The following is a 19752-nucleotide window of genomic DNA, read 5'->3' as shown; positions in this document are numbered from 1 at the left end:
GCCGGCGACGCATGAGGTGTGCTCGGCGGGGGCTCCGGGGCGGGTCGGTCGGGAGGGACGGCGGCGCGGCGGCGAGCTCTCCCGGAGATCTTTTTTCGGCTGGGTCCGTAGAAGCCGCGCGCTGCGGGGGTCGAGGAGATCGCGGCGGAGGACGCGAGTCCCCCGTGGGCCGCGCCTTGGCTCGGGCTCGCGGCGGAAGGAGCTTCTCGATGCGGACGATGCTCGCGGGAGTGCTGATGGGATTTGCGGCTCTGGGCTGCGCGGCCGGCGCGGCGGCGCCTCCGGAGACGGGCGCCGCGGCCGCGGAGGTCTCGCCGGGCCCGGGGGCGCGGCAGGAGGGCGCGTCGGCGGTCGCCGCGGCCCCGGCGGCGGCCGGCGGGGCCGCGGCAGCGGCCGCACCTCTGGCGGAGATGGCCGCCGCGCCTGCGGCGGTCGAGGCGCCGGGAGCCCGGGCCGAGGCGAGCCGCGGCGTCTGGATCGGCGCCGCGGGGGCCAGCGACTTCGTGCTGCCGGGGACGCGCGAGACGCAGCTCGGCGTGTGGGTCGACGTCCCCGCGGCCCGCCGCGGGGCGCGCGCGCCGGCCGCCGTCGCGCTGCTCGTGGACGCCTCCGGCTCGATGCAGGGGCCGAAGATGGACCACGCCCGCGCCGCGGCGCAGGCGTTCGTCGACGGGCTTCCCGACGGCGACCTGGTGTCGCTCGTGTCGTTCGCCGACGCCGCCGTGGAGCGCGTGGCGCCCGCCGTGCTCGGCCCCGAGACGCGCCCCGCGGTGGCGCGCGCCATCGCCGCGCTCGGCCCCGACGGCAGCACGAACCTCTTCGAGGGCCTCCGGCTCGCGGAGCGGCACGCGGCCGCGGCGCCGTCGACGCACGCCGTCCGGCGCGTCGTGCTCATCTCCGACGGCCAGGCGAACATCGGCCCGTCGTCGCCCGAGCTCCTCGGCGCGCTCGCCCAGCGCGGCGCCGCCCACGGGGTGCAGATCACGTCGATCGGGGTGGGCGCCGACTACGACGAGCGCACGCTCAACGCGCTCGCCCTCGGCTCCAGCGGCAGGCTTTACCACCTCACCGAGGCCCGCCAGATGTCCTCCGTCCTCGAGCGCGAGCTCGCCCTGCTCCAGACGACCGCGGCGACGGGCGCCTTCGTCGAGATCGTCCCGGCGCCTGGCGTGGAGGTGATCGGCGTGCCGAACGAGCGCGCCGACCGGTCCGGCGACGCGGTCCGCGTGCTGCTCGGCACGATGTTCGGCGGGCAGCATCGCGAGATGCTCGTGCGGGTGCGGGTCACCGCGCCGGCCGCCGGCTCGCACCCGCTCGCGAGCGTGCGCTTCCACTTCCGCGACCCCGAGAACGGCAACGTCGCGCGCGTGCAGGAGGTGGTGGCCCGCTACGAAGTGACGAGCGACCCGGCCCAGGTGGCCGCGCACGAGAACGAGCGGACCCAGACGCTCGCGGCGGTGATCGAGACGGGCATGACGCAGCTCGCGGCGGCGCAGGACGTGGGCTCCGGCGACTTCGGCGCGGCCGAGGCGAAGCTCGCCGCGGCGGAGGAGCGGCTCCGTGAGCAGGCGGCGCGCGCGCAGTCGGCCAAGGAGAAGGCGCGCATCGCCGGCGCCGCCTCGGCGGTGGCGAGCGCGCGGAAGACCGCCCGCGCGGCCGCGGCGGCCCCGCCCGCGGCGCGGCGCATGGACGCCCTCCAGATGAACGGCGCCTCCCCGCTCTGGATGGGCCGCTGAGCGGCGCCATCGAGGCGCCGCCCGCCAACCCGTCCATGATGGACCGCGGACGCGTCCATCATGGATGGGTTGACCGAGCGCTGCATCCTTGCCGGAAGGCGGTCATGGTTGATCCATGAATCAACATTGATCAATACGACCATCATGGATCCATCATCGATGCGCCTCGCGTGGCCCTCGACGCCCTCGACGCCCTCGACAGGAGGCGTGGCCACGCGCGACATTGTCACCGGCCCTCCGACACCTCAGCCTCCCAGGGCACTCGACCTCCGCCATGAACCCGAACGCCTTCCCGGAGTCGCGCGCCGGCGCCGCGCGCGAGCTCTGGCCGCTCGACCCGGCCGTCGCCTTCCTGAACCACGGCTCGTTCGGCGCCTGCCCGCGCGCGGTGCTCGAGGCGCAGCAGCGTTACCGCGACCAGCTCGAGCGCGAGCCGGTCCGCTTCTTCCTCCGCGAGCTCGAGCCGCTGCTCGACGCGGCCCGCGGCGAGCTCGCCGCCTTCGTCGGGGCCGACGCGGACGACCTCGCGTTCGTGCCCAACGCGACCTTCGGGGTCAACACGGTGCTGCGGTCGCTCTCGCTCGGGCCGGGCGACGAGCTCTGCGTCACCGACCACGGGTACAACGCCTGCCGCAACGCGGCCGAGGCCGTCGCGGCCCGCGCCGGGGCGCGCGTCGTGGTCGCGCCGGTGCCGTTCCCGATCGAGGGGCCCGAGCAGGTGGTCGAGGCGGTGCTCGCGCGGGTGGGGCCGCGGACGCGGCTCGTGCTGATCGATCACGTGACGAGCCCGACGGGGCTCGTGTTCCCGGTCGCCGCGCTGTCCGCCGAGCTCGCCGGACGCGGCGTGGATCTCCTCGTCGACGGGGCGCACGCGCCCGGCATGCTGCCGCTCGACCTCCGCGCCCTCGGGGCGGCGTATTACACCGGCAACTGCCACAAGTGGATGTGCGCGCCGAAGGGCGCGGCGTTCCTCCATGTGCGGCGCGACCGGCAGGGCTCGGTGCGCCCGCTCTGCATCAGCCACGGCGCCAACTCGCCGCGCACCGACCGGTCGCGCTTCCTGCTCGAGTTCGACTGGACGGGCACCTCCGATCCGAGCGCGGCCCTCTGCGTCGGGGACGCGATCCGCGCGATGGGAGCGCTCCTGCCCGGCGGCTGGCCCGAGCTCCGGGCCCACAACCGGGCGACGGCGCTCGCCGCGCGCGACCTGCTCTGCACGGCGCTCGGCTGCCCGCCGCCGAGCCCCGACGCGATGATCGGCGCGCTCGCGACGGTGCCGCTCCCGGACGCGCCGTCGTCGCCGCTGCGCCTCGATCCGCTCCAGGACGCGCTCCTCGCGCAATGGGGCATCGAGGTGCCGGTGTTCGCCTGGCCCGCGTCGCCGGGGCGGGCCCTCCGGATCTCGGCGCAGATCTACAACGACCGGCCGCAGTACGAGCGCCTCGCGGCGGCGCTCTCGGCGCTCTTGTAGCGCGCGCGGGGAGCCGGGGCGTGCCTCCGGGCCGCCGCTCCGCCGGGGCCGCTCCGCCGGGGGGGCGCGCGGCGCTCGCCTCGCGCTCGCGCCGTCGGTCCGGGTCCGCGTCGCGGCGCGCTGCCCGGGCGCGGGAGGGCGAAGCGCGACCGGCGCTTGCTGGAGCAGACGCGCGCGCCTTCCGAGGCGATAGGATGCGCGCCCCAAGGAGACACGATGCCACGTCGAATCCTGGTCTTGTCCTCGCTTTCCTGGCTGGCGACGGCGATCCTCGCGGCCGCGCCGATCGCCGCGCAGCCCGTGACGCCTCCGCCGGCGACGCGCCCCGCGCCCACCGCCTCGGCGCCGGCGGGAACGCCGCCGGCTCCTCCGGCGCGGGCGGGGACGCCGCCAGCGTCCGCGCCGCAGCCGGCGCCCGGCGCGCCGCAGTCGCCGGCGAGCCCCGCGCCTGCAGCGCCCGGCGCGCCGCAGTCGCCGGCGAGCCCCGCGCCTGCAGCGCCCGGCGCGCCGCAGTCGCCGGCGAGCCCCGCGCCTGCAGCGCCCGGCGCCCCGGCAGCGGATGCGCCAGCGCCGGAGGGATCGCCGCCCGGGCCGGCTGGAGCGACGCCCGAGCCGGGAGCTGCCGAACCGCCGGCAGACGCCGCGCCGCCCGCCAGGACGCCGGCCGCGCGGCGGGCAGGCCGGTGGGAGAGCATGGAGGACTGGACCTCGTCCCTCTCCGAAGCCGAGCAAGGGCCGCTGCCCGCGCCCGCCGACGAAGGCGCGCTCGGCGGGGGGACGGTGCCGCTCGCCCAGCGCGGGGCGATCGGCCTGGAGACCTCGGCGTTCAGCGGCGGCGACAGCGACGTCTCCGGGCTCGCGGTCGCCCTCTTCGCCCGCATGCCGTTCGCCGATCAGACGTTCCTCGACGTCCGCGTCCCCTTCGGGCTCGCGATGGATGAGCGCACCGACGCCGTGCTCGGCAACGTGATGCTCGGCGCCCACCACGTGGCCCGCGCCGGCCGCAAGCTCTGGATCACGGTGGGCGGCGCCGTCGGGCTGGCGACGCTCTCGGCCCAGACCCACGACCACCGCAGCTACGAGCCGGTCGGCGCGAGCCGCGCCTACTGGGACCTCCACGAGTACTTCCCGAGCATTCTCCCCATCCACGCGCGCCTCGGCGCCGAGGCCCACCTCGGCCCGGTGATCGCGCGCCTGCAGATCGAGCCGCTCCTCTACATCCCGCTCGGCCGCAACGAGGAGTACGAGGTCGCGATCCAGCACGCCGCCGAGGTCCAGATCGGCCACGGGATCGCCGGCGGCCTGCGCGTGCAAGGCGTCGCGCTGCCCACGTTCGACAACGTGGGCATCCGGCACGCCGTCGCGCGCAATCTGTACGTGCTCGCCCTCGAGCCGTTCCTCGCGATCGAGCGCAAGGCCGCGTTCCTCCGAGCGGGGCTGCTGCTTCCCTTCGACGAGGAGCTCGGCCCGCCGCTCGATCACACCTGGGGCTTCCACCTCACCGCGGGTGTCCGCACCGACTGAGGCCTTCGGCGGCCGAGCCGCGCGGCCGCCGAGGCCCGGCAGCGGCCGAGCCGCGCGGCGGCCGGGGCCAGGCGTTGGCGGTCGCGTTCGAGGCGCCTCCGGCACGTTCGAGGCGCCTCCGGCACGTTCGAGGCGCCTCGGGCGCGGCGCGGGACCCTGGGGCGCGGCTAGGCGCCTCGGGCGCGGGTCGCCTCGCCGATCGCGTGGGTGATGTGCCCCTCCAGCTCGCCCGCGGGCAGCTGCTCGGACTCCACGACGACGAGGCGCGCTCCCGCGTCCTCCGCGAGCAGCTCGAACGTCTGCGGCGCGCGCTCGTGCAAGTGGCTCGGCAGGACGATCGCCAGCGGACGGAGGCGGACCGCCATCGCCCACGCCGACGCCGCCTCGCACGAGCGGACGAGGAAACGAGCCCGCGCCGCGACCCTGCGGCAACGGGCCAGAAAACCGGGGCTGCAGTCGAGCGCCAGCACGATGGGTATCCGGATCAATTGACTGCTGCTACTAGGGGGCTCCGACATAGGAAGATGCTACTCCAGCGAAGCGCTATTGCGCGTCCTCTTATCCCGCATAACCGATACAGAGCTTTCCCGAAATAGAAAACAACAAGCTCGCAAGCTCATGTAAGCAGTCACGCGTCATTTTGGTGTATTGGGTAACGTTCTGTGAGAGCAGGATATTTGAAATGAACGCTGCGAGAAGCAAGGCGCCAGCGCACTACCGCCCACGCGGCGCGGATGTCGGCCGAAATGTTGGCCCAGCAGCAACGGCAGATGATGCCTTGGCCGATCGCACGTCAATGAAATGATGTACCGGGGACGGAGTCCATCCCCGGATGCGGGCATCGGGGACACCCGGACAGATGAAGCGCACGTGGTAGACGCCGCTCGGGACGTAGGCAGTGAACCCAGCGTCCACGAGAGCGCCACACACGATTGGCTCGCGTTCCCCCATCGATCCAGCGAGACGGCCGTCCCGGCGCCAGGGCGCCTCCCGCTGTCGAGGTTGCTGCACCTCAAGGAAGTTGGCGCGCATACGCAAAGGAGATCGCGTGTCATCGCGGACGACAGCGCACGCCTCCTCCAGGACGGCCACCGGGACACGCTCCTTCTCACCAATCACCGTGCGCCCGCCGTGCCCATCGCCCACTGAACCGGTTAACTGCCTCACAGATTCTCGCGCGCGCTCGGCGCGGGCCGAATTGTTTCCGCCACGTTGCGGGAAGGTTACGGCGAGCGTCGGCGACGGCGCCGGGCTCGGCCGCGATCCGCGCCCGGAGAGGTCCGGTGCCTTCTCCCAGGCCGGCGGCTGCAGGGCAGGGGCACCGGGGTGAGGCCGAGAGAGATGGCGGTGTGGAGGTGGCAGCTGCAATAAGGAGCCAACTATATCATTTCATCGCCCGGAGAGAACAGCATCTGGCAGCGGCCAGCACGGCGCTGCTCGCGCCGAGATGGCGACGATATCCCAGCAGGGGCGGAGTCGACCCTGTAGCAGCGCTGTATTTTTACAGCGTCACCCGCTGCACGTGGGCTTCCTCTCGGGTGCAGCCTGACGACGGGCGCCGGCGATAGCGTGGTTTCCGGGCAAGGAAGCGGCGCGCGCACCCGCCGGCAGGTGCGTTGCCGCCGCGGCGCTCTCAAAGGACGTTGGAGGTTAGGAAAAACACTAAACTAAGACTCGTCCTGGCCGTTTCGCAGTGAACACCGGACGCCGGTTCGGAGGTCAGCGCGGCTGTGGGGCGCACGTCCGAACACGGCGCCACACGCGCGGCCGCCGGGGTCGTCCCCGCCGAGGTCCGCGGCGCCGAGCGCCCGGCCCGGTGAGGCAGCTTGCCCGGCGCGCGGCGCCGGCGGCCACGGAGGCGCACGAATCGCCCGCTCGCCGGGAGGACGCTGGGGCGCACATGGTATATGCCGGCCCCATGGCGCAGGTGCACGGAGGCAAGCTCGTCTCGAAGGCGCTCGCGAGGCACGGGGTGACCCACCTCTTCACCCTGTGCGGCGGGCACATCCAGGCGATCTACGACGGGTGCCTGGACGACGGCATCCGGGTCGTCGACGTGCGGCACGAGCAGACGGCCGGCCACGCCGCCGACGGGTACGCGCGGGTCACGGGGAGGCCCGGGGTGTGCGCGGTCACCGCCGGGCCGGGCGTCACGGACGTGGTGACCGCCGTCGCCAACGCGCAGCGCGCGGGGATCCCGATGGTGGTCCTCGGCGGCGCCGGCCCGCGCGCCCTCGCCGACATGGGCTCGCTGCAGGACATGAACCACGTCGAGCTGATGCGCCCCATCTCCAAGTGGAGCGCCTCGGTCCCGTCGACCGACCGCATCCAGGAGTACGTGGACTCGGCCTTCCGCGTCGCCCAGGCGAACGTGCCAGGCCCGGTCTTCCTCGAGATCCCGCTCGATCTGCTGATGGGCTTCGCGGGCGACGACGCGCCCGCCACCGCGCCCACGCCCCCGGCCCGGCCCGGCGGCGACCCGGCCGCCGTCGCGCGCGCCGCGGCCATGCTGCGGGAGGCGGAGCGGCCCATGTTCATCGTCGGCAGCCAGCTCCGCTGGTCGCCGCGGCGGGACGCGCTGCGCCGCTTCGCCGACGCCGTGAAGGCGCCCTTCTACCTGAACGGCATGGCCCGCGGCGCGCTGCCCCACGCGCACCCCGGGCTGATGAGCCGCTCGCGCCGCTTCGCCCTCGCGCAGACCGACCTCTGCGTGGTGCTCGGGACCCCGTTCGACTTCCGGCTCGAGTACGGCCGCGCCGTCGGCCCGGCCGCGAAGGTCGTCCAGATCGATCTCGACGGCAGCGAGCTCGGCAAGAACCGCCGCGTCGACCTCGGGATCGACGGGGACAGCGGCGTCGTGCTGGAGCAGCTGCTCGCGGAGGTGCCCGACAAATCCGCCGAGGCGTGGCTCGCGGCCGTGCGCGAGGCCGAGGAGCGCGCGCGCGCGAAGATCCTCGCCGAGATCGCGAGCGACAGCGACCCGCCGAACCCGCTGCGCGTCTGCGCCGAGATCGGCAAGCGGCTCGGCAAGGACGACATCGTGATCGGCGACGGCGGGGACTTCGTGGCCACGGCCGCGAACGTGCTGAAGCTCGAGTGGCCGCAGCTCTGGATGGACCCGGGCCCCCTCGGCACCCTCGGCGTCGGGCCGGGCTACGCGATGGCCGCCAAGCTCGCGCGGCCCGAGGCCAACGTCGTGCTCGTGTACGGCGACGGCTCGTTCGGGTTCCACGCGCTCGAGTTCGAGGCGATGGCGCGCCAGGGCATCCCCGTCGTGAGCGTGATCGGGAACGACGCGGCCTGGACGCAGATCCGGCGCGGGCAGGTCGAGCTCTACGGCGAGGGCCGCGCGCCCGCGACGTCGCTCGACCTCACCCGGTACGACCGCGTGGTGGAGGCGCTCGGGGGCTTCGGGGCCTTCGTGGAGCGCGTGGAGGAGCTCGGGCCCGCGCTGGACGAGGCGTTCCGGTGCGGCAAGCCCGCCTGCGTCAACGTGAAGATCGCGAAGAGCGACTTCCGCAAGGGCGCCATCAGCGTCTGATCCGTGGAGCTCCGGTTCGTCCCCCCCGACCTGCAGAGCCTCGACGAGCTCGACTCGGAGGTGCTCGCGTGCGCCCCGTTCAGCGACGCGCTGCCCGCCCACGGCGTGGCCGGCCTCTGCGACTGGCGCCTCGGCGGCCGGATCTCGGAGCTCCGGCGGCAGGGCCAGATCACCTGCGAGCTCGGCGAGGTCGTGATGATCCCGTGCAAGCCGCGCATGGCCTTCGACAAGCTCGTCCTGTTCGGCGCCGGCCGGCGCGACGCGTTCGACGAGGCGATCTTCCGCGAGGTCGTGCGCCGGATGCTCGCGACGATGGGCGGGCTGTGCACGCGCGTCGCCGTGGTGGAGCTGCCGGGGCGGCACGACGGGCTCATCCCCGCCGAGCAGGCGGCCGACGCGCTCCTCGACTGCGCGGGCAGGGAGCGCGGCGACAACGTGTGGACGCTGGTGGAGCGCGCCGAGGGCCGGCAGCAGATCACCCAGCACATGATCGAGCAGCGCCGCCGGGTGCGCCGGGCGCTGTGACGCGCGCGGCGCGGGCGCGCGTCAGGCGGGCACCTTCGGCAGGTCGACGGTGAACGTGGCCCCCTCGCCCGGGCGGCTCTCGACCTCGATCGTCGCGCCGAGGGCGTCGGCGATCTGCCGTACGATCCACAGCCCCATGCCGAAGCCGCTGTAGTTCTCGCTGGAGACGGCGCGCTCGAAGCGCTCGAAGATGCGGGCCTGCTGGTCCGGCGCGATGCCGATGCCGCGATCCCGCACCACCAGGCGGGCGCGGTCGCCGAGGTCCGAGACCGCGACGTCGATGCGCTTGCCGGCGCCGTACTTGATCGCGTTCGAGAGGAGGTTCGTGACGATCTGATCGAGGCGCAGGCGATCCCACCGGCCGACGACCGAGGCCGGGGCCGACAGATCGACCGGACAGCCCGCGGCGGCGAGCTCCTCGCGGAACCGATCCAGCACGTCGTTCACGGTGGCCGCGAGATCGACGTCCTCGAGCTCGAGCTGCAGGCGGCCCGCGGAGATGCGCGAGATGTCGAGCAGGTTCGTGATGAGCCGGGCGAGCCGCTCGACCTGGCGCTTGATCATCTCCAGCCGCGGCGTCGCGCGCTCGGCGGTGAGGTCGCCGCGCTTGCCGGCGCGCAGGAGGCCGTCGACCTGCAGCTGCATGGGCGTGAGCGGGGTGCGGAGCTCGTGGGAGGCGATCGTGAGGAAATCGTCGCGCGCGCGCACGGCGAGCCGCGCCTCGCGGTAGAGCCGGGCGTTGTCGACGGCCAGGGCCGCGCGCCGCGCGAGATCCTGCGCGAGGTCGAGATCGACGGCGTCGTAGCGCCGGTGCGTCGAGGCGAACGAGAGAGTGCCCAGCGTCCGGCCGCGCGCGGTCAGCGGGACGGTCAGGTGCGAGGCGAGCGAGAGCGAGCGCAGCGCCTCGTAGTGCGCCTGATCGAAGGAGATCGCCCGGACGAACGAGTCGGTCACCCGGGGGATGAGCTCCGGCTGCGCCGTGCGCAGGACCCTGCCGATGCCGCGCGCGCAGGAGTCGGCCGTGAGCCTGCCGAGCAGCTCGGCCGCCGCCGCCATCGAGGGGTCGGCGTGGGCGGTGACCTGCCGCTCGGTCGCGCCGGACTCGTCCTGCAGGAGGAGCACGCAGATCTGCGCGAAATCGGGGAGGGCGACGCGGACCACGCGCCGCAGCGTCTCCTCGAAGTCGAGCGACTCGCCGAGGATCTGCCCGGCCGAGACGAGGATGCGCTGCGCCTCGTGGACCCGGCGGCGCTCGGTCACGTCGCGGGTGACCTTCGCGAAGCCGCGCAGGCGCCCGGCCTCGTCGAAGAGCACGTTGATCACCTCGTTCGCCCAGTAGCGCGTGCCGTCCTTGCGGACGCGGTAGCCCTCCTGGACCGAGCGCCCGGCCTCCACCGTGCACTCGAGCTCCGCGGCGGGCCTGCCGAGCTCGACGTCCTCCGGCGGGAAGAGGACCGAGCAGTGCCGGCCGATGATCTCGTCGGCGCGGTAGCCGTTGATCCGCTCGGCGCCCGGGTTCCAGCTGGCGATGCGGCCCGCGGGGTCGAGCATGAAGATGGCGTAGTCCTGGACACCCTCGACGATGAGGCGGAACCGCTCCTCGCTCTGCTTGAGGCGCTTGTCGGCGCGCGCCTCGGCCGCCTCCATCTCGCGGCGCAGGAGGAGCTCGCGCATCCTGCGGTTCTCGTCCTCGTAGTGCTTGCGGCGCAGCTGGGCGCGCAGGCGGGCCTTGAGCACGGTGAGCTCGCCCGACTTCGTGACGAAGTCGTCGGCGCCGGCCGAGAGGGCGTCGAGGATCGCCTTGTGGTCGTCCCGGCCGGTGAGCATGAGCAGCGGGATCGGCCGCCACGCGGCGTTCGCCTTGATGCGGAGGCAGGTGGCAGGACCCGACAGCCCCGGCATCACCATGTCGAGCAGGATGCCGTCGACGCGCGCCGCCGCGAGCCGCGCGAGCGCCTCCTCCCCGGAGTGGGCCAGCACGGCGACGTAGCCCTCGTCGCGCATCGCCGCCGCGACCTGGTGCAGGTACGTGGGGCTGTCGTCCACGATGAGGATGCGATGAGGCGGCGTGTCCGTCGGGCGGTTCATGGGAGCCTCCCAGGCAGGCTCCCGTCAACGAGGGCAGCCGCCCCGGCCGGGCGCGTGGTCGTGGCAGAACCGGTGCTGCACCCGCAGACGCCCCCCCGCGGCGCCCCCACCCTCATTGGCCACCCGTGCAGGTTGGCATGCATTCTCCCCCGCCGACGCGAGAAGCCTACCTGGCCCGATGCACTTTGCGTACAGCATCCTTTTTCTACCAGATGCCAGTCGCCCGCAACGTTGCGCCCCCCACCGTCCTGCGGAATCCCGGCCACGAGCCCACCAGGTCGCTCGATCGAGCCGGATCTCCAGAAAAAGCGTACGGGAGCTCCTGCGCGACAAATAGGGTAAATGAGGATTGACAATCGGCGGATCTGCCGAATTGATGGCGAGTCCACCGACTCGATATCTGCCGGAGAATCGAGGCGTCGCGGCGCCGCGCGGTCCGACGAGGGCGTGAGTGGCCAGGGCTGCGCGGCGCTCACCGCCTCGTCGGGAGCCCCGGAGGGAGCGACGCGCCGGCCGCGCGCGGCGGACGAGGGCGGGAGATCGCGAGTCCGTCACCCCGCGTCGATGAGCTCGATCATGGTGGCCCGGGCGGGCCCGCCCGCGGGGATCCAGCGGCAGAGCTCGTCGACGCCGGCGTCGTCGACCACCCGGCGGAGCTCGGCGCGCGCGGCGGCGAGCTCGCCCCGGGCGGCGAGCGCGTGCGCCCGGGTGATGCGGTAGCGCTGGCGCACCTCGGACGGCTCGTCCCGCTCCCCGTCCGAGCGGCCGACCAGGGAGAGCGCCCCCTCGGCGTCGCCCGTGCGCACGAGCACCGCGGCGCGCGCGCCCCGCACGAGCGGGCGCACCGACGCGGGCGCGCGCTCCTCGCAGAGGTCCGGGAGGAGCCGCCTGGCCGCCTCGACGTCGCCCGCGCAGAGCTGCCACTGGGCGAGGTTGCTCATCAGGAGCAAGCGCACCCCGGGCGGCGTCCAGTCGAGCGGGACGTCGCGCAGCGACGCGGCCGCCGCCCGGTAGCTGCCATGAAAGGCGAGCGACTGGCCGACGACGTGCGCGGCGTACGCGTAGATGGCCCGGGGATCGCCGCGGTGGGACGGCGGCGACGCGGCGGGAGCCTCCCCGGCGCGCGCGGCCGGACGAGCGGCCCAGCGGCGCCGACCGGCGGGCGCGGGGGCCTCGGCGCGGCGGGCGGGCCGCGCGGCGCGCTTCGCCCGGACGAGGCCGCCGAGGAGGAGCAGCAGCGCGGCGACGGCGGCGATCGCGCACGCGGCGCCGGCCGGGATCATCCGGCGGGCTCCTCGGGCGGACCGGCGGCGCGCGCGACCTGGTCGGGGCGGACCGCGGCCGGATCGAAGCGCTGCGCCGACGCCAGCATCTTGGTGAGCGTGGGCTCGAACGGCGCGTCCGGGGACCGCTGGAAGCGGAGCGGGTTGATGCGGGCCACGACGAACGCCTTGAGGTAGGGGCTCTCGAAGCCGCGCGCCTTGAGCGCGTCGACGGCCTGCGCGACCGCGTCGTCGACCGCGAGGAGGAGCTCGGCGCGCGCCCTGCGGGTCTCGATCGCCTCCGGGAGCGGCTCGTCGAGGAAGCGGTCGATGTGCCGGAGGACCGACTGGTAGGCGCCGCCCGAGAAGCGGGGGCGCTGCTCGTAGCAGAGGCCGAGGGTGAGCAGGCTCGGCTCCTCGAACTCGAGGCGGAACTCCTGCTCCGGCCGCGGATCGAGATCGGCGAGGGAGCGCGCCATCCGCGTCACCTCGAGCGCCTTCTCGCGGATGTTGTGCGCCTTCTCGGTGTTGAGCGCGAGGATGCGGTACGCGATCCGCTCGTCGGGCAGCACGAGCGCGACCGCGCTCTTCGCGCCGAGGCGCGTGAGCGCGGCGCGGCGGTGGTTGCCGTTCGGGGTCCAGTACCTTCCCTCGCCGGGCGCGGACGGCCCGGCCCGGCCCGGGCCCGACGAGAGCGGGGTCCGCACGGCGATGATGGGATCGAGGAAGCAGTCGAGCTTGTCGATGACCTCGCCGAGGCGCGCGACGTGCGCCTCCGAGAGGTCGCGCTGGAACGGCGTCGGCTCCACCCGATCGAGCGGCAGGCCGGCGAGGACCGCCCACGCACCGCCGACGGGCTCGCGGTAGACGGCGAGCACGCTGCCGCCGTCGCTCCGGATCGCCTCGGCGAGCGCGGCGACGTCCGGCGGGGGCGCGCCCGCGGCGAGCTCGGCGGCGTCGAGGCCGCGCGTGCCCGCGGCCGGCGCCGCCTTCTTCCGCCGCGCCCGGGGGGCGGGCGCGGCCTTCGGCTCCTTCGGCGCCCGCGGCTTGGCTGTGCGCTTCGCGGCCATCGGTCCTCCTCAGCGACCCCGGAGCATGCCCCGGGGATCCGCGCTCGGCCCCCCTCTCATCGTGTCGGCGATCGCCTGGTGGAAGCGCTCGAGCCGCTGGTCCGCCGCGTGGAACACGGTCCCTTCCGGGTACCTCCCGTCCGCGTCGGCGACGCCGGCCGGGACGCCGGTGATGATCTCGATGCCCTCCTCGACCGAGCTCACCTCGTACACGTGGAAGCGGCCGGCCTCGATCGCGGTGATGACGTCGCCCCGCAGCATGAGCGCGTCGCGGTTGGCGCTCGGGATGAGCACGCCCTGCTCGCCCGTCAGGCCCTTGGCGGCGCACAGATCGAAGAAGGCCTCGATCTTCTCGTTGATGCCGCCGACGGGCTGGATGCTCCCCTGCTGATCGATGCTGCCGGTCGCGGCGAGCTCCTGCCGGATGGGGACGCCCGAGAGCGCCGACAGGAGCGCGTAGAGCTCGCTCGACGAGGCGCTGTCGCCCTCGATGGGCTCGTAGGTCTGCTCGAAGACGAGCGAGGCGCCGAACGAGAGCGGGCGGTGCTGGGCGAACCGCGCGGCGAGGTAGCCCGTGAGGACGAGCACGCCCTTGCTGTGGAGCGGGCCGGACATCTCGACCTCGCGCGCGATGTTCACCGGGCCCTCGCGGCCCGGGTAGACGACCGCCGTCACGCGGCAGGGGCGGCCGAACGTCTGCGGGCCGTCGGACAGGACCGAGATCGCGTTGACCTGCCCGACGCGCCGGCCGGTGACGTCGATGCGGATCGTCCCGTCGGAGAGCATCTCGTGCACGTGGTCGCGGAAGTGGCTGCCGCGGCGGCGGGCCGCCTCGAGCGCCTCGTTGACCTCGGGGCCGTCGACGACCTTGCGGCCGCGGCGCTGGGCCCGGTAGCCGGCCTCGGTCGCGACCTCGGCGATGAGCCCGAGCTGCGCGCTCACCTTGGTCTGGCTCTCCGCGAGGCGGCCGCCGTGAAAGAGGAGCGCGGTCACGCCGTCGGCCGTGATCGGCGGCAGGCCGCGATCGTGCGCGAAGCCGGCGAGGAACGCGGGGTAGGTGAGCAGCGCCTGGTCGAGCGAGATCGTCGTCTCGAAGCGCGCCTGCACCTTGAAGAGCTGCGAGAACTCCGGATCGGCGTCGTGCAGGTCCTGGTAGAGCTGCGGGTTCGTGACGAGGACGACCTTCACGTCGATCGAGATGGGCGGGAAGAGCAGCTCCTCCGCGGTGCCGCGGAAGTACGACGGGTTGTGCTCGGGCACGATGAACTTGCCGGCGAGGAGGCAGGCCTTCAGCTGCTCGTAGAGCGCCTCGTTCTTGAGGAGCGCGCCCGCGGGCAGGATGAGGAAGCCGCCGGCCGCCTCGTGGAGGGCGCCCGCGACGGCGAAGCCCGGCTCGGGCGGGAAGCCGGAGTCGGGCGGCGCGTGGGTGCGGCCGAAGAGGGCGCTCAGCGTGGGGTAGGGGACCTCCACGACGGGGGCGCCGGAGTCGGGCGTGTGCTCGGTGAGCAGCGTCGGGACAACCACGCCGCGCGGCAGGGTGGCGCCGCCCTCCTCGCCGCGCGCCTCGTCGACGAGCAGGCGGAACTCCTTCGAGACGACCGTCTCGACGTCCGCGAGGAAGGCGCTGATGTCGTCGCGCCCCTCGAAGCGCGCGCCCACCGGCTGGAAGCAGCCCTTCACGCCGTCGCTGAGCAGCTGCTTCACGACGCTGCGCAGCTCGGCGTCGGCCTCGTCCTGCACCGTGGCGAGCCGCATCTCGAACTCCTCGATGGAGCCGGCGATGGCGTGCAGGGCCTCGCCGTCGGGCGCGTTCGAGGCGTCGTCGAGCGAGGTGATCTGCACCTCGTCGTCGCCGCGGACGAGGTCGAGGCCGAGCTCGCGCGCCGCGGATTTGAGCTGCTCCTCGAGCCGCCGCTCCTCGGCGTTGACCCGGCGCTGGATCTTGCCGCGCGCCTGCTTGAAGCGCTCGCCCTCGGTGGCGCCGCGCAGGGCGTCGACGAGCTTCTCGTGGAGCTCCTCCATCGCCGCGACGAACGGGCGGCCCTCGCCCGGGGGGAGCGACAGGACCGTGGGCTCGCTCGGGCGGTGGGGGTTCGGCAAGAGGAGGATGTCGTCGGGCGTGGGGCGGCTCGCGGCGATGCGCTTCGCGACGGCGCGTGCGCAGAACGTGCGGCCGGTGCCGGGCGCGCCGACGACGACGACGTGGAAGCGGGGCTGGCGGATCTCGAGGCCGAAGGAGAGCGCGGCGAGGGCGCGCTCCTGCGAGCCGATGCCCGCGGACAGCGGCGCGACGTCATCCGTCGTGGAGAAGCGGAAGGTCTGGGGGTCGACGATCTTGCGGCACTCGCTGGCGGGCAGCTTGCGGGCGACCATGGCGGCGCACCATAGCGCCTTTCGACGCCCGCTGGCGTGGAGCCCGCCCGCCAGGGCGCGGCCGCGCCGGAGAACACGCTGAAGAGCGCGCGCTACCGCCGCAGGACCATCACCGGGCAGGGGGCGCCGCAGAGCACGTCGCGGAAGACGCCGCCGTGGTGATCCTCGAGCTGCCCGTGCCAGACCAGGACCACGAGGTCGCTCGTCAGCTGCCCGGCGAGCCGCAGGATCTCCGCCGCCGGCTCGCCCTTGCCGAGGAAGAACCGCGTGGCGACGTCGTGGGGGCAGTGGCCGATCGCGCTCAGGAACCGGGCCAGGAACTCCTCGGTGAACGCGGGCCACTCGTGCTGGGGCTGATCGACGTACAGGGGCGCCACCATCGCGCCCGGCTCGGAGGGCAACGGCGTCGAGACGGGCGGCGCGTCGTCGGCCTCCCGCGGCGAGGCGCCGCCGACCATCACGATGTCGAGCTCGGCGCCGATCCTGCGGGCGAGCTCTCCGGCGGGGGTGATGGCGGCGGCCGTGCTGGGGGTCCCGTCGAGCGGCAAGAGGATGCGCTCGATCCGCGACGACGTGGGCGCCGCCGGGCCGATGACGACGACCCCGCAGGCGGCGGCCTCCAGCGCGCGCGCGGCGAGCCGGCCGACGCCGAGGCGCTCGTCCACGACCTCCTCCGGCTCGGAGGCCACCACCACGAGGGAGGCGCCGCGGCCCCTCGCCGCCGCCGCGAGCGCGCCCGGCGGATCCTCGCTCGCCGCGACGTGCAGCACCACGCCCTGCAGCGCCTCCGGGGCGACCCCGAGGTGGGCGGGCACCTCGCTCGCCTCGAGCGGCTCGGCGCAGACGAGGAGCCCGTGCAGCGGCGCGTGGAGCGCGCCGGCGATGAGCCGCCCGAGCCCGAGGGCGCCCTGGTGGGCGCGGCGGCCGTGGAGCGCGACGAGCACGCTCCTGCTCCGCGCGCCGCTCTCCGGCGAGGGCTCGTCGTCCCCCTCGCGCGCGCCGAGGGGCGGATCGGCCGCGGAAGCCGGCCCGGACAGCGCCCCACGTTCCCCGAGAGACCCATCGCGCACGGCGCTCAGCATGTCGTGACCTCCTCCCATGTCTGGAACCGGCCGCCGACCCGCCGCGCCGCGTAGCGCCGGCCCGGCTCGGCCACCACGGCGCAGGCGACCGCGCCCGCGTCGAGCGCGGCGATCGGCAGCGGCGCGCTCCCCTCGAGCGCGACCTCCACCGCGCCGTCCTCCACGTGGATCTCGAGCGCGCGGCCTCGCCACGAGATCGGGATCTTGAGGTGACGCCAGCCCGGCAGGAGGTGCGGCTCGACGCCGATCGCCTCGTCCTCGTCCGGCCACGGCGGCGCGGGCGGGAGCCGCGCCGCGAGCGCGCTGCGCGGGACGCGCGTGAGGCCGGCGGCGCCGAACGCGACCGCCTGCCAGAGGCTGCCCATCGCGGCGACGTGCACGCCCCCCGCGGCGTTGCCCATCGTGTTGCCGAGGTCGATGTCGGCGGTCTGGTCGAAGTAGCGCGCGGCGTGGGCGTGGAGGTCGAGCCGGGCGGCGACGAGCGCGTGGGCGCCCGGGCTCAGCGAGCTCCCGTGGGCGGTGCGCGGCTCGTAGTAGAGGAAGCTCTCGCGCCGCGCGCTCGCGGGCACCGCGCCCCAGAGCAGCGCGACGAGCTGCACGACGTCCGCCTGCTTCACGACCTGGCAGGCCTGCGTCCGCGCGCGACCGAGCAGCACGTCGATCGGCGCGCTGCGCACGGCGTAGTCGGCGATCGCGAACGGCTCGAGGCGGAAGTAGCCGGCGAACTGCTCGATGAGGCCCGTGCGCGGGTCGAGCCCGAGGGCCATGCGATCCGCCACGTCGCACCAGCGCTCGACCTCCTCGGGCCGGAGGTCGAGCGCCGCGAGCACGTCGCCGCGCGCCACGCCGCGCCGGACGACCGCGGCGGCGGCGCGGAGGTTGTACCGCGCCATCCAGTTCGTGAACGCGTTGTCGTCGACGGCCTCGTGGTACTCGTCCGGCCCGATGACCCGGCGGATGTGGGCGAGCCCGTCCGGCCCGGTCTCGGCGCGGCTCGCCCAGAAGCGCGCCGTCTCGACGAGGATCTCGGCCCCCTCGCCGCGCTCGAACTCGAGATCGCCGGTGGCGCGGCCGTAGGCGTGCGCCGCGTACGCGACGTCGGCGCTGATGTGGTGCTCCTGCTCGCCGGAGAGCACCCGGACCACCTCGCCGAACGGCGTGACGAGGAGCGGCGGCGTCGTCTCGTCGCCCGTGTCCGCCGACTCCCACGCGTAGAGGGCGCCCTCGTAGCCGAGCGACCTCGCCTTGCGGCGCGCGCCCGCGAGGGTGCGGTGCCGGTACAGGAGCAGCGCGCGCGCGGCCTCGGGGTAGCAGTGCGTGTAGAAGGGGACGAGGAAGGTCTCGGTGTCCCAGAAGACGTGGCCGCGGTACGCCTCGCCGCTGAGCCCGCGCGCGCCGATGGAGCAGCGCGGGTCGTCCGGGTTCGCGGCGCCGATGAGGTGGTAGAGGGCGAACCGGAGCGCCCGCTCGATCTTGGGGGCGCCGTCGATCTCGACGTCGGCGCGGCGCCATCGCTCCGCCCACGCGCGCGCGTGCTCGCCGAGCACGTCGCCCGCGGCGCGGCGCGAGAGCTCCGCCTGGAGCGCCTCGCCCGCCTCGCGCGGCGCGGGGGTGTCGCGCGACGTGTGCAGCGTCGTCGTCCGGAAGAGGCGGAGCCGCTCGGCGACGCGGACGCCGATGTCGCAGCGCTCGGCGATGGAGCGCGCGCCCTCGGTGCGCTCGCAGCGCGCGCCGTCGGGGACCTCGGGCGGCGAGCCCTCGGCGGCCTCGCCCGGGAGCGCGCGCAGGTGCGAGGTCATCGCGGTCTCGAGCCCGCCGTGCGTGCGGCCGACGAGGAGCAGGCTCTCGGCGCGCGCGTCCGCCGAGAAGCGCGCCCAGTGCGCCGCGCCGCTCGCGCTCTTCACGTCGCCGCTCAGGATCGCGTCGACGCGGATCGTCCCGGTGAAGTTGATGGGGGCGACGCTGAGCGCCTCGACGAGGACGTGGCGGTCCGCGAGCGACGCCGCGTGGAGCGTGTGGACGTGCGCGAGGTGCCCGGCCTCGCCGCGCCGCAGGCACTCGCGCAGCAGCACGCCGCGCCGCAGGTCGAGGGCGCGGAGGTGGTGCAGCACGCCGCTCGTCTCCGCCGAGAACGGCTCGCCCTCGATGGCGACGCTCAGCCGGCCCCAGTCGGGGGCGATCACGAGCTCCGGGACGCGGCTCACGTCGGCCGAGGGCTCGAACGCGCCCGCGATGAACGTCGCCGGCCGCGATACGCTCGACCCCTCCGGGAGCGACGCGCGCGAGCCGAGGTAGCCGTTGGCGATCGCGAGCAGCGACTCGATCTCGTGCTCGCGCGCCACGTCGAACCCCGGCTCCTCGACGATCCACGCGGCGTCGCGCGGCGCCGCGAGCGCGCCGAGCTCCCGGTCGAGGTCCCGCTGGAGCGCGACGATCTCGCCGAGCCGCCGCGCGCCGGCCGCCGCGTGGGTCGCGCCCGCGAGCTCGGGCGCGCCCGCGAGCCCGCGCGCGCCTGCGAGCCCGCGCGCGCCTGCGAGCCCGCGCGCGCCCGCCGCCGGCGCGCCCCCGCCGGGCTCCGGCGAGATGGCGAGCCAGTCGCGCGGCGCGATGCGGAGCGGCGCGATCACCTGCGCGAGCAGCGCGGCCAGCGCGGAGCGCCCGTCCGGCGGCGCCGCGGCGGCGAGCGGGACGGCGGCGCCGCGGCGATCGAAGCCGTAGAGCTCGGCGCCCTCGAGCGCGCCGACGAAGAGCCGCCTCCGGTCCGCCGCGCTCTCCGCGCGCGCGCCGCGCTCGAGCCGCCGCGCGAGGTGGGGCACGGCCTCGCGGGCGAGGAGCGCCACGCGCACCCCCATCGCGAGCAGCGCGTCGAGCAGCGCCGCGGCGCCGCCGTCCGCCTCCGGGCCGCCGTCCGCCTCCGGGAGGACGCTCGCGTCGAGGACGACGAAGCGGAAGCGGTGGTGCAGCTCGGCCGGCAGCCGGATCGCGGCCGCCGGCGCGCCCGCGAGGCCGGGGCTGCTCGGCCCGCCCCGCGCGACGACGGGCGGCCCGGCGGCGCTGTCTTGGAGAGACGACATCCTCGG

12 protein-coding genes are annotated in these 19752 nt (G+C 74.9%); 5 read left to right on the top strand and 7 right to left on the bottom strand.

Annotated elements, in window-relative coordinates; all coding sequences use genetic code 11:
• Positions 1-236 precede the first annotated feature (236 nt).
• The 3 genes from WMF33_RS45355 (at position 237) to WMF33_RS45345 (ending at position 4731) form a co-directional block, all read left to right on the top strand.
• Positions 237-1736, top strand: a complete 1500-nt coding sequence (locus tag WMF33_RS45355) for a vWA domain-containing protein (protein WP_437334396.1) — start codon at positions 237-239, stop codon at positions 1734-1736.
• 274 nt (positions 1737-2010) lie between these two features.
• Positions 2011-3207: an aminotransferase class V-fold PLP-dependent enzyme gene (locus WMF33_RS45350; RefSeq protein WP_437334395.1), complete on the top strand. Its 1197-nt coding sequence runs from the start codon at positions 2011-2013 to the stop codon at positions 3205-3207.
• A 216-nt stretch (positions 3208-3423) separates the two neighbouring features.
• Positions 3424-4731, top strand: coding sequence for a hypothetical protein (locus WMF33_RS45345; protein ID WP_437334394.1), 1308 nt, complete (start codon positions 3424-3426; stop codon positions 4729-4731).
• A gap of 167 nt (positions 4732-4898) precedes the next feature.
• Here the strand turns inward: WMF33_RS45345 and WMF33_RS45340 are convergent, their stop codons facing one another.
• Positions 4899-5219, bottom strand: coding sequence for a hypothetical protein (locus tag WMF33_RS45340; RefSeq protein ID WP_437334393.1), 321 nt, complete (start codon positions 5217-5219; stop codon positions 4899-4901).
• A 1430-nt stretch (positions 5220-6649) separates the two neighbouring features.
• On the opposite strand from WMF33_RS45340, the gene WMF33_RS45335 reads away from it, so the two are divergent.
• Complete coding sequence (locus tag WMF33_RS45335) at positions 6650-8272, top strand: thiamine pyrophosphate-binding protein (RefSeq protein WP_063823707.1); 1623 nt, start codon at positions 6650-6652, stop codon at positions 8270-8272.
• A gap of 3 nt (positions 8273-8275) precedes the next feature.
• Positions 8276-8797 carry a M17 family peptidase N-terminal domain-containing protein gene (locus tag WMF33_RS45330; protein ID WP_061623693.1) on the top strand — a complete coding sequence of 174 codons (522 nt, stop codon included), beginning with the start codon at positions 8276-8278 and terminating at the stop codon, positions 8795-8797.
• Positions 8798-8818: 21 nt separating this feature from the next.
• Here the strand turns inward: WMF33_RS45330 and WMF33_RS45325 are convergent, their stop codons facing one another.
• The 6 genes from WMF33_RS45325 to WMF33_RS45300 form a co-directional block, all read right to left on the bottom strand.
• A complete protein-coding gene (locus WMF33_RS45325) occupies positions 8819-10885 on the bottom strand; it encodes an ATP-binding protein (RefSeq protein WP_437334392.1) in 2067 nt (688 codons plus the stop codon).
• Between the two features lie 551 nt (positions 10886-11436).
• Positions 11437-12168: a hypothetical protein gene (locus WMF33_RS45320; protein WP_437334391.1), complete on the bottom strand. Its 732-nt coding sequence runs from the start codon at positions 12166-12168 to the stop codon at positions 11437-11439.
• On the bottom strand, positions 12165-13217 hold the full coding sequence (locus WMF33_RS45315) for a chromosome partitioning protein ParB (protein ID WP_437334390.1): 1053 nt from the start codon (positions 13215-13217) through the stop codon (positions 12165-12167). Before WMF33_RS45315 ends, WMF33_RS45320 begins: the two co-directional genes overlap by 4 nt.
• A 9-nt stretch (positions 13218-13226) precedes the next feature.
• Positions 13227-15590 (bottom strand): AAA family ATPase, encoded by a 2364-nt coding sequence (locus tag WMF33_RS45310; RefSeq protein ID WP_437334389.1) that lies wholly within the window; start codon positions 15588-15590, stop codon positions 13227-13229.
• A gap of 92 nt (positions 15591-15682) precedes the next feature.
• Positions 15683-16672 (bottom strand): universal stress protein, encoded by a 990-nt coding sequence (locus WMF33_RS45305; protein ID WP_437334388.1) that lies wholly within the window; start codon positions 16670-16672, stop codon positions 15683-15685.
• A complete protein-coding gene (locus WMF33_RS45300; RefSeq protein WP_437334387.1) occupies positions 16666-19746 on the bottom strand; it encodes a glycoside hydrolase family 65 protein in 3081 nt (1026 codons plus the stop codon). The genes WMF33_RS45305 and WMF33_RS45300 overlap by 7 nt, the downstream gene beginning before the upstream one ends.
• Positions 19747-19752 lie beyond the last annotated feature (6 nt).

It is taken from the genome of Sorangium sp. So ce394 (assembly GCF_051474665.1).
Lineage (GTDB): Bacteria > Myxococcota_A > Polyangia > Polyangiales > Polyangiaceae > Sorangium > Sorangium cellulosum_D.
The sequence above is the reverse complement of the archived record's forward strand: the minus strand, read 5'-3'. Positions and strand labels throughout refer to the sequence as shown.